Annotated in this window: 11 protein-coding genes and 1 other RNA gene; 4 read left to right on the top strand and 8 right to left on the bottom strand. The window is 61.8% G+C overall.

All coding sequences use genetic code 11. The features are described from left to right. Positions 1–36: 36 nt before the first annotated feature. Positions 37–885, bottom strand: a complete 849-nt coding sequence (locus B3M58_RS17885) for a site-specific integrase (protein WP_296221139.1) — start codon at positions 883–885, stop codon at positions 37–39. Positions 886–900: 15 nt separating this feature from the next. On the opposite strand from B3M58_RS17885, the gene B3M58_RS17880 reads away from it, so the two are divergent. Then, positions 901–1044 carry a hypothetical protein gene (locus B3M58_RS17880; RefSeq protein WP_296221710.1) on the top strand — a complete coding sequence of 48 codons (144 nt, stop codon included), beginning with the start codon at positions 901–903 and terminating at the stop codon, positions 1042–1044. Then, positions 1044–2033, top strand: coding sequence for a phage integrase (locus B3M58_RS17875; protein WP_296221138.1), 990 nt, complete (start codon positions 1044–1046; stop codon positions 2031–2033). Before B3M58_RS17880 ends, B3M58_RS17875 begins: the two co-directional genes overlap by 1 nt. A gap of 6 nt (positions 2034–2039) precedes the next feature. On the opposite strand, the gene B3M58_RS17870 is transcribed toward B3M58_RS17875, so the two are convergent. Then, complete coding sequence (locus B3M58_RS17870; RefSeq protein WP_296221137.1) at positions 2040–2267, bottom strand: hypothetical protein; 228 nt, start codon at positions 2265–2267, stop codon at positions 2040–2042. A 139-nt stretch (positions 2268–2406) separates the two neighbouring features. Next, positions 2407–2794: a transfer-messenger RNA gene (gene ssrA, locus B3M58_RS17865) on the bottom strand. A gap of 148 nt (positions 2795–2942) precedes the next feature. On the opposite strand from ssrA, the gene B3M58_RS17860 reads away from it, so the two are divergent. After that, positions 2943–5861 carry an ATP-binding protein gene (locus B3M58_RS17860; RefSeq protein WP_296221136.1) on the top strand — a complete coding sequence of 973 codons (2919 nt, stop codon included), beginning with the start codon at positions 2943–2945 and terminating at the stop codon, positions 5859–5861. A gap of 19 nt (positions 5862–5880) precedes the next feature. On the opposite strand, the gene B3M58_RS17855 is transcribed toward B3M58_RS17860, so the two are convergent. The 4 genes from B3M58_RS17855 to B3M58_RS17840 form a co-directional block, all read right to left on the bottom strand. Next, positions 5881–6126 carry a hypothetical protein gene (locus tag B3M58_RS17855; RefSeq protein WP_296221134.1) on the bottom strand — a complete coding sequence of 82 codons (246 nt, stop codon included), beginning with the start codon at positions 6124–6126 and terminating at the stop codon, positions 5881–5883. Between the two features lie 171 nt (positions 6127–6297). Continuing rightward, a complete protein-coding gene (locus tag B3M58_RS17850) occupies positions 6298–9108 on the bottom strand; it encodes an FAD-binding and (Fe-S)-binding domain-containing protein (RefSeq protein WP_296221132.1) in 2811 nt (936 codons plus the stop codon). Positions 9109–9230: 122 nt separating this feature from the next. After that, positions 9231–10376 carry an FMN-dependent L-lactate dehydrogenase LldD gene (gene lldD / locus B3M58_RS17845; RefSeq protein ID WP_296221130.1) on the bottom strand — a complete coding sequence of 382 codons (1146 nt, stop codon included), beginning with the start codon at positions 10374–10376 and terminating at the stop codon, positions 9231–9233. 148 nt (positions 10377–10524) lie between these two features. Beyond that, complete coding sequence (locus tag B3M58_RS17840; protein WP_296221128.1) at positions 10525–12219, bottom strand: L-lactate permease; 1695 nt, start codon at positions 12217–12219, stop codon at positions 10525–10527. Positions 12220–12540: 321 nt separating this feature from the next. Between B3M58_RS17840 and B3M58_RS17835 the strand changes: the two genes are divergently transcribed. Beyond that, positions 12541–13317 (top strand): FCD domain-containing protein, encoded by a 777-nt coding sequence (locus B3M58_RS17835; protein WP_296221127.1) that lies wholly within the window; start codon positions 12541–12543, stop codon positions 13315–13317. 105 nt (positions 13318–13422) lie between these two features. Here B3M58_RS17835 and smpB read toward each other — a convergent pair whose 3' ends face one another. Further along, positions 13423–13905, bottom strand: a complete 483-nt coding sequence (gene smpB / locus B3M58_RS17830; RefSeq protein WP_296221126.1) for an SsrA-binding protein SmpB — start codon at positions 13903–13905, stop codon at positions 13423–13425. Positions 13906–13962: the final 57 nt, after the last annotated feature.

Genomic DNA, 13962 nt, shown 5'->3' with positions numbered 1-13962 from the left:
GGACTGGGCGCGCTAGCTGGGTTTGGTGGGTCTTGGCTATGTCCTGGCGTAGGCAATGTCCGCCGGGCTGTGCAAGGCCGCAAAGCCACGCTCATCGAGCCAGGCATGCCAGCGCTCCAGGGCCTGCCGTTTTTGCACCTCCGCAGAGGTATGGATATAGGTTACGTCCAAGGCTTTCAGGGCATGGTTTAGCAGCAGCTCGCCAATAAGGTAATCGACACCCAAATCGGTCCAGGCCGTGCGTGCGGCTTTCCTGAGGTCATGGCTTGTCCATTCCCCGCCCGCCAATGCGGAAAAGGCGAGTTGTGCGACCGTTCTGTTTAACGGTTGTCCGTGGAGCCCGGGAAATAGGTAAGCTCCGTCATAGCCCTTGGCGGACTGGCTGGCGCGGTAGCGGGTCAGAAATGCGCACACCTGGGCGGTAAGCGGTAGCGTGTGGGCTTTCTTGGTCTTGGTGTCGACGGCAGGGATATGCCAGGTTTTGCCGACCAAATCGAAGTACCGCCACTTGGCTTGCCGGGTCTCGCTGATGCGTGTGCTGTGAGTCAGCATCAACACGGCCAGGGCTACAGCCGTGGTTTCGTGACGGTAGCGCGCGGCCCAGTGTCCCAGCAGGCGCTCACAATCGACGGGGCGCAAGCGTGCGCCCTTAGGCTTGATTTTGGTCTTGATGAAGTCGGTAAAGCGCATGTCGGCTAGCTGACCGTAATGCTTGGCCGTAGCGCGCTTGAGAGTATCGGCGAAGGCGCGACCGGCTCCCTTGCGCCCATCCTCGCTGCTGGCGTTGTGTGCCAGCCCCAGGCCGTGCAACTCATCGTAAGCGCCATAACGGCGATAGGCTGGCACATCCAGTAGGCGCAGTTCCTGCCCGGCTTTACTGCGCATGCCGGCGCTTTCCATGTGCTTGACCGTCTGCAAACCTGGGAATGTTGGCCGGTCATTCGTGATCACTACGCCGCCAAGGACATGAGCGAGCACGACATCTACAAGCACATCAAAAACCTGCTGGAAGAGCGCAACGTCAGGTGGGGGCGTGCCGTTTAATGTCTATTGAGCAACAGCCGGACGGGCGCTGGAAGGTCGATGTTGAGCCGATCAAGGGCAAGCGCTTTCGCAAGACCTTCAAGACCAAGGGCGAGGCCCAACGGTTTGAGGCAACGTGCCGGGCCAAGGTCGTTGATAACCCGAGCTGGTCACCCAAGCCCACCGATGCGCGCCGGCTTACGGCTCTGATTGGTTCATGGTTTGATCTGCACGGACATTCGCTAAGGGACGGTGTACGCCGCCGCTCCAAGCTGGATCTGGTCGCAAAGCGCCTGGGTAATCCGCTTGGAGCCAAGCTAGATCCGCAGATATACGCCCATGATCGACGTATCAGGCTGGAGGAGGGCACGTCACCCAAAACCCTAAACAACGAGCTGGGGTATCTGCGTTCGGTCTACAACGAACTGCGCGGACTGGGTGTCATCACCTACGCCAACCCGTTGGCCCTGGTGAAGCCATTGAAGATCCAGGAACGTGAATTGTCCTGGCTGACCACTGACCAGCTCCGCGAGCTGTTAGAGGTCATCCGTGATCGCTGTGATAACCCACACGTTGAGATCATCACGCTTATTTGTCTGGCTACCGGCGCTCGATGGTCAGAAGCTGAAAAGCTCAAACCGACCGGGCTCCGTAATGGGGTGATCACCTTCAGCGGAACCAAGAGCGGCAAGGTACGTTCTGTGCCGATCACTTCAGAGCTAGAAGCCAAGATCCGCCAACACTGGAAACAGCATGGCCAGCCCAACGTGGCTATAACCTCATTCCGCCGTGCATTGGCCAAGACGACTATCCAGTTACCGAAAGGGCAGGCGGCTCACTCGCTGCGACACACCTTCGCAAGCCACTTCATCCAGAACGGCGGCAACATCCTGACCCTGCAGAAGATCCTGGGTCACTCCAGCCTGGCTATGACCATGCGCTATGCGCACTTGGCTCCGGATCATCTGCAGGATGCTGTGAGGCTAGGCCCTCTCAGTTTTATTGATTAATAATCCTCAACGCCATTTTGACTCATAGGCTTTGTTGGCTAACCGTTTTATGTAGCTGTTCAGCCCATCACCAATTTGGGCTAGACGCTGCATATCTGCTATGGCTGCAGCCCCTGCGCTCTTTACTGTGTACAGGTACTTCATGCCGGTGCTGAACTGAACGGTGATTGACCCTTCACCGATTTCGAACGCGACAACGCCCGAATCCCCATCTAGGTCTTTATATCGTTCCATGATTATCTGCTCCGATCTGGATTGGCTATTGAAGTGCCAGCATAGCTTGATCGGATGCTTCTACGGGAAGCGGTATCGACTATTTATCGACACCCAAAGAAAAACCCCTGACTTTCTCTAGGAAAATCAGGGGCTTATTTGGTGGAGCCGGGGGGATTTGAACCCCCGTCCGCCAGTTCTCCGCTGTTGGTTCTACATGCTTAGCCGTGTCTACTGAGTTAACCCTTGGCCGCCCGACGGGCAGGGTGCTTTGGGCGAGTTGTGTAAGTTTTAGTCGCTTCGTCCACAACGTACTAGGCGACGATTCTGTTCTATATGACAATCATTTCGGGTTTACAGACATCCCCTAATGATTGCTGGAGCCGAAGCTACCAGAAGTGCGACTAGGCTGCTTACGCAGCTAGTTGGGCACCGTAATTGTCATCATTGGCAATTATAGAGTTTTGCAACAGTTTATTTACGAGTTCTGTTACCAACTCGGCATGCCCCTCGAGTTTTGCTACCGGCGTCGAATCCTAATCGGCCCCAAAACTTTTGTTGCGTGTAGCTTCGATGCGAAGTGTACGGCAAAGGTTCCACAGCGTCGACCCGGCAATCTCTGAGCGGACGCTGCGGGCTGAGTGCAGCTATGATTGCGAGTCTGGGCTGTTATGTCTTTGGGATGAGACCTTATCTATGCCGCCGCGCGCGTCACGTTACCCCTTGCGTCAGTGGATCTGGCGCGCCTTCGTACAGAGTGCCTTGATTCCGCTGATTCTGGTGGAGTCGGTGCTGATCACGGTGTATCTGCTGAGCAATGCGGCGATTCGCGATGCGCAGATCGGCCATTTGCAGCAAAGCGCGCTGGCGGATTTGTCCGCGGCGGTGGCGCGCGAAGGGCAGGTGATCGACAGTCGCCTGCGTTCGGTCGAAGCGCAGGTGCAGATCTTCCGTGATGAGGCGGGTCGGGCCTTGAGCAATACGGGCTTTCAGCCGGACGATCTGGAGCGGCAGCGGCATGTCATGAGCGCGGATGGGGTGTTTTACAGCCGCAGCGACGACGGTCGCGCGGCGTCGTTCTACGCCAACAGTACGCCGCCTGCCCAGCAGGATCATGCGAAGGCCTTGCGCCTGTCGCAACTCGATCCGCTGATGCGCTCGATCAGCGCCGCCAATCCCTTGGTGGCGGCGCTGTATTTCAACAGTTGGGACAGTTACAACCGTATTTACCCGTTTTTCATGACGCCCGAGCAGTATCCCCATGACATGGTGATACCCGATTACAACTTCTATTACCTCGCCGACGCCAAGCACAATCCCACGCGCAAGGTGGTGTGGACCGATGTCTACCTTGACCCGGCGGGCCAGGGTTGGATGATGTCGGCGGTGGCCCCGGTGTACCGTGGAGACTTCCTTGAGGGGGTGGTCGGCCAGGACATCACCGTCGGGCAGATACTCAGTGAAATCGGTGAGCTGGATGTGCCTTGGCAGGGCTATGCGCTGCTGGTCAGCCGCGATCAAAACATCATGGCGTTGCCACAGGCCGGCGAACAGGACTTTGGCCTGCGCGAGTTGACTGAATATTCCTATGCCGAGGCGGTGCGCCGTGAGGTACTCAAGCCGGAAGACTTCAGCTTGAGCAAGCGCGCCGATATGCAGCCGCTGTTGGCGGCGATGTCGTCCGGGCAAGGCAATGTGCAGGAGGTGTTGCTCGGCGGGCGCAAGCAACTGGTGGCCTGGAGTGAGATTCCGCAAACCGGTTGGCGCCTGCTGCTGGTGGTGGACGAGAACAATGTCTTCCGCGAAACCAATCGCCTGGCCGAGCGCTATTTGCAGATCGGCTATCTGTTGATTGCTGGCCTGGTACTGTTCTACCTGCTGTTTTTCGCCTGGATGTGGGTGCGTTCGCGGCGCTTGAGCGATCAGTTGGCACAGCCGATTGCTGGGATTGTCGGGATGATGCGCCGGCTTGGCCAGGGCGATTTCCACCCCAGCGCGCCGCCGAGTCAGATCGAGGAACTGACGTTCATGGCGCAAGCGGTGCAGCAGACGGGCGAGCAGTTGCAAGCCAGCGAGATCGAGCGCCACGAAGCGCAGCGCATCCTGCAACTGGTACTGGAAAGCACCACCGAAAGCCTCTGGGAAGTGGATACGCCGAGCATGACCATCAAGCTCAGTGGGCGCTTCGTCAAACGTTTCGGGCTGACCTCCGAGCGCATGAGTTTTAGCGAGTTCAACCTGCGCGTGCACCCCAACGATCTGGAGCGTATCCGTCACCTGCGCCAGCTGTTCGCCAGCAGTGGCGAGGATCAGTTCGAGGGTGAATACCGCTACGCCGATGCGCGTGGTGAGTACGCTTGGTTGCTCAGCCGCGGCAAGGTGCTGGAACGCGACAGTGAAGGCCGTGCCTTACGTATTGCCGGCACCCATGTCGACATCACCCGGCTCAAGCGGGTGCAGGAAGAGTTGCGCAGCGCGAGCCTCGAAGCCCAGGCCGCCAGCCAGGCCAAGAGCCGATTCCTGTCGAGCATGAGCCATGAACTGCGCACGCCGCTGAATGCGATTTATGGGTTTGGTCAGTTGATCGAGATGGAGGCGCAAGAGAAAGCCGATGCCCAGCAGGAAGCCGACTACGCGCGTGAGATCGTTAATGCCAGCCGCCACCTGACGTCTTTGGTCGATGACATTCTCGATTTATCGAGCATCGAAAGCCGGCGTCAGCAGTTGCAATTGCAGGCGGTGGAGATCAGCGCGTTGCTCAATGGCTGCGCCGAGCTGGTCCAGCCGGAAGTGCAGCAGCGGCGCTTGCAGTTGCAGGTAATGGCGGCGGCCGATGCGGCGCTGTATGTACAGGCGGACGCGCGCCGGTTGCGCCAGGTGATGCTCAACCTGCTGTCCAATGCGATCAAGTACAACAGCCCACAGGGCCTGATCAGCATTGGCTATGAGGTGCGCTCGGATTGTGTACGGCTGTGGGTCGAGGACAATGGTCCGGGGTTGACCAGCGAGCAGCAGAGCCAGCTGTTCCAGCCGTTCCAGCGTCTGGGGCGCGAGAACTCCAGCATCCCCGGCACGGGCATCGGTCTGGTGCTGTGCCGCGAGCTAGCCAGTTTGATGGGCGGTGAGATGGGCTTTCGCAGTGTCGCGGGCAGCGGTAGCCGCTTCTGGATCGATTTGCCGAGCGCCGCGCCGCCTGAGTCGAGCGCGAGCAGTGCGCCCTTGGTCGAGGTGGCGGAGCCCAAGCAGCTAGCCGATGTGTTATGCGTCGAAGATCATCCGGCTTGTTTGAAAGTGGTGCAGGAGGCGTTACGCGAGTTTGCCCACGTGCGCGGCGTCGGCTCGGTGCAGCGCGCCCTCGCGGAACTGGCCAATTGCACGCCGACCTTGTTGTTGCTCGACCTGGACTTGCCGGACGGTGACGGTTTGCAGGTGCTGGATGCCATGCGTAGCGATTCGCGCTTGCGCGCGGTGCCGGTGTTGGTGATCAGCGCGGCGGCCGATGAGGTGGTGTTTACCGAGGCCCGCCGTCGCGGTGCGCAAGCCTGTTTGGCCAAACCCATTGATCTGGCTCAGGTACGGCGGTTGGCCCTGACCTTGTTGGGTCAGGGCCTTTAGGCCGCACGGGCGCGCGGATTTATTCGCTGGCTTCGAGCAGTTGCAGGGCTTCGCCCAGCACTTGCACGGACTCGCTGTGGCTGCCGGCCTTATGCAGCTCCTCGCCTTCGGCGCGGAGTTTTTGCACTTGCGCCAGTACGGCGGGGTCGCTGGGTGGATCGCTTTTCAACAGGGCGTCGATTTTTGCCATGTCGGCCGGGCAATGCATGGCCCAGAGCGATGTGCTGAGTAGCGCGGCGGTCAGGAAAACGACAAGGCGGCGCATGGTGTCTCTCCATCTTAGGGGTGAGCTTTTACTGTAGGAGAGTTGCTCTAAAAAGGTGAAAAGGCGATGAGCGGCTGAGGCATGGTTGCTCAGTCACTCTCGCCTTGCGCCTCAAGCGCCAGGGGTTTGCCGAGGTAGCCTTGGGCTCTGGCGGGTTGCACAGACCAAAGGCTATGGCGATTTTGCCCGCGACACCCGATCGAGCAGATACACCAGGCCGTGGTAGTCGATGCCGGCGTGCTGGCTGAGGCCGATTTCGCAGGTGCGGCTGGTGGAGATGCCTTCCGCGCAGCTCTGCACCGCGTCTTTCAGGTCGCGTAGCGCGTGGGCATTCAGCTCCGGGGTGGTGAAGCCTTTGTCGCCGGCAAAGCCGCAGCAGTGAATGCCTTCCGGAATTACCACGTGGCTGGTGCAGCGCCGCACGATCTCGATCAGCCCTTGCGCTTCGCCCAGGTGCTGGGTGCTACAGGTGACGTGCACCGCTACCGGCGCCTCTTGCGGCTGCAATTCCAGCCTATCGAGCAGGTGTTCGCGAATGAACTTCACCGGATCGTGCAGCTGCAGGCGCTGATCGAGGCCGTCCTGTAGCAGGCGCAGGGTGCATGGGCTGGTGTCGCAGTAGATCGGATCGAGGCCGCCACGGCTGGCTTTGAGCAGGGCGTCGAGCAGTTCCTGCTTCTTGCGCTCGGCCTGTTCGGCATAGCCCTTGGAGGCAAACGGCTGGCCGCAGCACAAATTGTCGAGGCCGGCCGGGAACACCACTTGATAGCCGGCCTTTTCCAGCAGAGCACGGGTTTTGTCGAGCAGCGGCATTTGTTCGCGGTCGCTGGCGGCGGGGCCCATGACACGCGAAACGCAAGCCGCCAGATACACCACCCGCGGGCGCGCGTCGGTCGTGGCCTCGGGCAACACCAGCCGATGCAGCGGTTGCGGGACGGCAGGTGTCCACTGCGGTACGCGGCCATTGCTGGCTCTGCTCAGAGCCGCTGAGCCGCGCTTGAGCAGCGGCGCGCCGAGGCTCATGCGCGCGCCATTGGCCACATGCAGGAGCAAGCGTGTGCCCTGCATGGCGCGCTGGAAGTGGCTGGCCAGCCAGTCGGCGCTGCGCGGGTTAGCGGCGCTGCGCGCGCGCAGCTTGCGCACCAGGTCGCCGGTATTGATGCCCACCGGACAGCGTTGCGCGCACAGACCGGTCGCGGCGCAGGTATCGATGCCCTGGTACTGAAAATCGCGTTCCAGCTCGTGGGTGTTTTCGCCCCGGCGTTTTCGCGCCTGAATATCGCGCCAGATGACGATGCGCTGACGTGGGCTGAGGGTCAGCTCCTTGGATGGGCAGACGGGCTCGCAGAAGCCGCATTCGATGCACGTATCGACGATCGCGTCGGCGGCCGGCAAGGGCTTGAGGTGCTTCAGGTGAATCTGCGGGTCGTCCGACAACACCACGTCCGGGTTGAGGATGCCCTGGGGGTCGAGCAAGCGCTTGAGTTGCCACATCAGCCGATAGGCATCCGCGCCCCATTCCAGTTCGACGAAGGGCGCCATGTTGCGTCCGGTGCCGTGCTCGGCTTTCAGCGAACCGCCGAACTCCACGGCCACCAACTGCGTCACCTCGTCCATAAACGCGGAGTAACGGGCGATTTGTGCCGGTGTTTCGAAGGCCTGAGTGAAGACGAAGTGCAGATTGCCTTCCAGGGCGTGGCCGAAAATGATCGCTTCGTCGTAGTGATGCTTGTCGAACAGCGCGAGCAGGCGATTGACGCCTTCGGCGAGCTGCTCGATCGGGAAGGTGACGTCTTCGATGATCACCGTGGTGCCGGTCTGGCGTACCGCGCCGACCGCCGGAAAGGTGTCTTTGCGCATCTTCCACAGCTGGTTGTAGACCGCCGGGTCTGCGCTGAAATCGACCTGTTTCTCTACCGGGAAGTCGGCGAGGGCAGCCATGACCTGGCTCAGTTGCTCGTGCAGCAGGCTCTGGCTGGCGGCGCGCGATTCGATCAGTAACGCGCAGGCGCCGTTCGACAGGTGTTTCACCCATGCCGGCATGCCCGCTTTGTGCTCCACCGAGCGCAGGCTGCGGCGGTCCAGCAACTCGACCGCTGAGACTGCTTGCTGTTTGAGCACGGTGACCGCGCGGCAGCAGTTTTCCACATCGGGAAAGACCACCAGCGCGCTGGCCTTGTGTGGGTGATCGGGCACGGTGTTGTAGGTCACCGCGCTGATGAAGCCCAGGGTGCCCTCGGAACCGACCATCAGGTGGCTGAGGATATCCAGCGGCTGGTCGAAGTCGACCAGGGCGTTGAGCGACAGCCCGGTGGTGTTTTTCAGCCGGTATTTGTGACGAATCCGCGCCGCCAGTTCGCGGTTGCCGCGGGTTGTGCGGCCCAGCTCGGCCAGTTGTTCGAGTAGGTCGGCATGGCTGGCGCAGAAGCGTGCCACGCTCTGCGGGTCTTCGCTGTCCAGCACCGTGCCGTCGGCCAGCACCAGGCGCATGCCGGCCAGGGTGTGGTAGCTGTTTTGCGCGGTGCCGCAGCACATGCCGCTGGCGTTGTTGGCGACGATACCGCCGATCTTGCAGGCGTTGATCGACGCTGGGTCAGGGCCGATCTTGCGTTGGAAGGGGGCCAGCAGGACATTCGCCTGGGCGCCGATGACTCCGGGTTGCAGGCGGATTTGCTCACCGTTGCGGCGAATTTCGCGGTCGTTCCAGTTGTCGCCGAGGACGATCAGCAGCGAGTCGCTGAGCGCTTGACCGGACAGACTGGTGCCGGCAGCGCGGAACGTTACCGGCACCTGTTCGGCACTGGCCAGCTTGAGCAGCGCGACCACTTCCTCTTCGCTCTCCACGCGCACCACCAGCTTGGGAATCAGGCGGTAGAAGCTGGCGTCGGTGCCGAAGGCCAAAGTCGACAGTGGGTCGTCGAAGCGGCGCTCGCGTGGGATCAGGTGGTGCACGGCGGTGAGAAAGGCAGCGGGCAGGCTCATGCGTGCTCCAGAGTGCATCGGTTACGGGGGCCGTTTGAGCGGCCTGCTCGGCGTGTTGGGGGCGCGGCTTGATCTGCGATATGTGTCGCGCAAGCCGACCTCACGTGGCGGTGGCGCCGGGCTCAGCGGCCCAGTTCGCGGACCAGCGAGTCGGCGCTGATGTCGTGCACGGACTTGGCGCCCGTCAACACCATGGCCACGCGCATTTCTTTTTCGATCAGCTCCAGCAGGTTGCTCACGCCAGCGCCACCGGCAGCGGCCAGGGCGTAGATGAAGGCGCGTCCGAGCATCACCGTGTCGGCGCCGAGGGCGAGCATGCGCACCACGTCGAGACCGGAGCGAATGCCCGAGTCCGCGAGGATCGCCAGGTCGCCCTTGACCGCATCGGCGATGGCCGGCATTGCCCGTGCACTGGACAGCACGCCGTCGAGCTGGCGGCCGCCGTGGTTGGAAACGACGATGCCATCGGCGCCGAACGTCACCGCGTCCTTGGCATCCTCTGGGTCGAGGATGCCCTTGATCACCATCGGCCCCTGCCAGAAGTCGCGAATCCACTCCAGGTCCTTCCACGAGATCGACGGGTCGAAGTTCGTCCCCAGCCAACCGATATAGTCGGCCAGTCCGGTGGGGTTACCGCGGTAGGCGGAGATATTGCCCAGGTCGTGCGGGCGGCCGAGCAGGCCGACATCCAAGGCCCAGGCCGGGTGGGTCACGGCCTGGAGCATGCGCCGCGCGGCGGCATTCGGGCCGCTCATGCCGGAGTGGGCATCGCGGTAGCGGGCGCCCGGCACCGGCATGTCCACGGTGAACACCAGGGTGGTCACGCCGGCGGCCTTGGCACGCTCCAGGGCGTTCTTCATGAAGCCGCGATCTTTGAGTACGTAGAGCTGAAACCACATCGGGCGGTCGATGGCCGGGGCCACTTCCTCGATCGGGCATACCGATACGGTCGACAGGGTGAAGGGGATGCCTTTGGCCGCTGCCGCCTTGGCCGCCTGCACTTCACCGCGGCGCGCGAACATGCCGGTTAGGCCGACGGGTGCCAGGGCTACCGGCATCGCCAGGGTTTCGTTGAACAGGCGGGTTTCCAGGCTCAGGTCGGACATGTTCTTCAGGACGCGCTGACGCAGGGCGATCTCGGCCAGGTCCTCGACGTTGCGCCGCAGCGTGTGCTCGGCATAGGCGCCGCCATCGGCATAGTGAAACAAAAATGGCGGTAGCTTGCGTTGTGCGGCGGCGCGGTAGTCGGTGGAAGAGGAAATGATCATTGGATTTATCCTGGTTCAGGAAAAATGGGAGCCAAGTGAGCGGCTGTTCTCGCCCAGTGTTCCGGCTTCTTCTAGTTGTAATGAACGTGAACGCTTGCTGCTTCGCGCTCCACGCGCCCGATGCTGCGGGTGCGTGGCGCGGTGTCTGTCAGTGCACCACCAGCGGATCGCTGACGCCCAGTACGTAGATTGCTACCAGGGCAATCAATCCCGTAAAGAGCACGTAGTAGAGGGTAGGCCATACGGTTTTGCGCAGGGTGGTGCCCTCGCGGCCGAGCAGGCCCACGGTGGCTGATGCCGCCACCACGTTGTGAATCGCCACCATGTTGCCGGCGGCGGCACCAATGGCCTGCACGGCGACGATCAACGCGCCGGAAATCCCCAGGCTGTGCGCCACGCCGTACTGGAATTGGCTGAGCATCATGTTGCTGACGGTGTTCGAGCCGGCGATAAAGGCGCCCAGCGCACCCACGCTCGGGGCCAGCAGCGGGTAGACGCCACCGACGCTGTCGGCCACGTAGCGCGCCATGGCGATCGGCATGCTGGGCAGGTCGGCGGCGTTGACGCCCGAGTTGATCAGAATACGTACCATCGGCACAGTGAACAGCAAGACGAAGCCCGCGCCCAGCAAGACCTTGGTCGACTCGCCCAGTGCGGCGCCCAGCTCACGCACTTTCATGCCGTGCAGGAAGAAGGTCGCCAGCACCACGGCAACCAGGATGCCGCCAGGCAAGTAGAGCGGCATGAAGTCGGCCTTGATCCCGGCTTCGCCAAGGATGTCCGGGAATACCAGCACCACCGATTTCAGTGCGCTGCCGACCTCCGGAAAGACCCGGCTGATCACCAGCAGGGCGCCGACCAGCACGTACGGCAACCAGGCGCGCAGGCTGCTCATCGGCTTGGCCGTGAGTTCGTCGAGCTTCATCTCGATGCTGCCGATCCACTCGCTCGGCCAGTCTTTGGCCGGGGCGAAGTCCCAGGTGGTTTTGGGTATCAGAAAGCCCAGGCGCGCAGCGCTGGTGACTATCGCCAGGCCGATCAAACCACCGGCCAGCGAGGGGAATTCCGGACCGAGGAAAATCCCCGTGGCCATGTAGGGCACGGTGAAAGCCAGGCCGGAAAAGATCGCGAACGGCAGTACTTCGAAGCCGGCTTTCCAGCTTTTTTCCCGACCGAAGAAGCGCGTCAACATCAGCACCATGATCAGCGGCATCGCCGTGCCCACGAGGGCATGGATGATCGCCACATTGCTGGTGATCAACTGCAGGAAAATCTCCCAGCTGGAGCCTTGCGCGGTCAGTTGGGCGCCGAGCGTGGCGGTGTCCAGGCCGCTGTTGATGCCGATGATGATCGGCGTGCCCACCGCGCCGAAAGACACCGGCGTGCTTTGCACCAGCATGCCGAGCATCACCGCGGCGAGCGCCGGGAAGCCGATGGCGACCAGCAGTGGCGCGGCGATGGCCGCTGGCGTACCGAAGCCGGAAGCGCCCTCGATAAAGCAGCCAAACAGCCAGGCAATGATGATCGCCTGAATCCGCCGATCCGGGCTGATGGTGGCGAAGCCGGCGCGGATCGCGGTGATGCCGCCGGAGTGCTTGAGGGTGTTCAGCAGCAGGATGGCGCCGAAGATGATCCACAGCACGCCGGCGGTAATCACCAGGCCTTGTACGGTGGAGGCGAGGACGCGGTTGAGGCTCATGTCCCAGGCGTACAGGCCGATCCCTGCGGTGAGCAGGTAGACCAGAGGCATGGCACGTTTGGCCGGCCAGCGCAGGCCGATCAGCAGAATGGCGGCGAGCAGGATGGGCGAAAAGGCGAGTAGGGCGAGCAGACCGGAGGACATGATGGCGACTCCGTTCAGCAGCGCGCAGGGCGCGAAGTGCAGGGCAGAAACAACGGCGCAGCGAGCGTGACAGGCATAACCAGCATGGGGAAACCTCGGTTGAGCGTTTGGACTTGTTGTTATGGAACTCGTTAAATTGGTATTACCAATTTACAAAATAGTCTGCTCAGGTTAAAAGCGCGCTCGCGTCGCTGTCAATTGAGCGGTCTACGACTTTGGTCGCATGGAGCCGACTTGTGTGCCTTGGAGGGCCGCTATAGGCTTGCCGGATACGGGCCTGCAAGGGCCTGAGCAGGTGGTAAAACCAGTGGAGAGCGGGATATGGAAGTAGGTCAGGTGCGCCAGCGCCGTTTGTCGGACGATATCGTCGCGCAGCTGGAAACCATGATCCTCGAGGGCACGCTGAAGGCCGGCGAGCGCTTGCCGGCCGAGCGGCTGTTGGCCGAACGTTTTGGCGTATCGCGGCCGTCGCTGCGTGAGGCAATCCAGAAGTTGGCGGCCAAAGGGTTGCTGGTCAGTCGTCAGGGCGGCGGCAACTATGTCGCCGAATCGCTGGGCTCGACCTTCAGCGATCCGCTGTTGCACTTGCTGGAAAGCAACCCCGAGGCGCAGCGCGATCTGCTCGAATTCCGCCACACCCTGGAGGGTTCCTGCGCCTATTACGCTGCGCTGCGTGCCACCGAACTCGATCGCCAGCGACTGGGCGAAGCCTTCAGCGAGTTGCTCGACTGTTACGGCCGCAGCGGCACGGTCACCCGCCTGGAAGAAGGGGCCGCCGACGCCCGTTTTCACCTGGCTATCGCCGAAGCCAGTCATAACGCCGTGTTGCTGCACACCATTCGCGGCTTGTTCGACCTGCTCAAGCGCAACGTGGTGACCAATATCGGTGGCATGTACGCCCAGCGCAGCGAGACCCGCGACATGCTGATCGACCAGCACCGCGCGCTCTACGCGGCGATTATCGAAGGGCGGGCGGAAGAGGCGCGGGAGCTGTCCAACCGGCATATCGATTACGTGCAGGAAGTGCTCGCCGAAGTGCAGCAGGAGACCCGGCGCATGGCGCGCGCGCAACGCCGTGGTGGCGTGGCCAAGTCTTGAGTGCGTTGGGTTGAGCGCGCCGCATATCGGCGCGGTTCATCATGGCTTTATGGGTGCAGGCGCGGTGGCGGTTTACGCGGCGTTGTTAATCCCCGCGCCACGGGCTCAGTCGTCTTTGCCTTTGCTGCGCATGGCGCGCTGCACTTCGCGGTCGGCATCGCGCTCTTTCTCGGTGTGGCGCTTGTCGAAGTCCTTCTTGCCCTTGGCCAAGGCGATTTCGCATTTGACCAGATGCTGCTTCCAGTAAATCGACAGGGCTACGCAGGTGTAGCCTTTCTGCTGCACGGAGCCGAACAGTTTTTCCAGCTCGCGCTTGTTCAGCAGCAGCTTGCGGGTGCGGATCGGATCGGCGATCACATGGGTGCTGGCGGTTTTCAGGGGCGTGATGTGACAGCCCATCAGCCAGGCTTCGTCGTCCTTCAGCAGTACATAGCTGTCGACCAACTGGGCCTTGCCGGCGCGCAGGCTCTTCACTTCCCAGCCAGACAGCACCAGGCCCGCCTCGAACTTGTGTTCGACGAAATAGTCGTGCATCGCCTTTTTGTTCTGGGCGATGCTGCCTTGTGGGTGTTTCTTTTGTTTAGCCATAGGGCGCGCATTATAGGGAGTCGGCGGCCTGCTGGCGACAGCCTGATCTTGAGAGCG

This window comes from Pseudomonas sp. UBA2684, from assembly GCA_002354655.1.
Classification (GTDB): Bacteria; Pseudomonadota; Gammaproteobacteria; order Pseudomonadales; family Pseudomonadaceae; genus Aquipseudomonas.
This window is presented reverse-complemented; position numbering and strand designations above follow the sequence as displayed.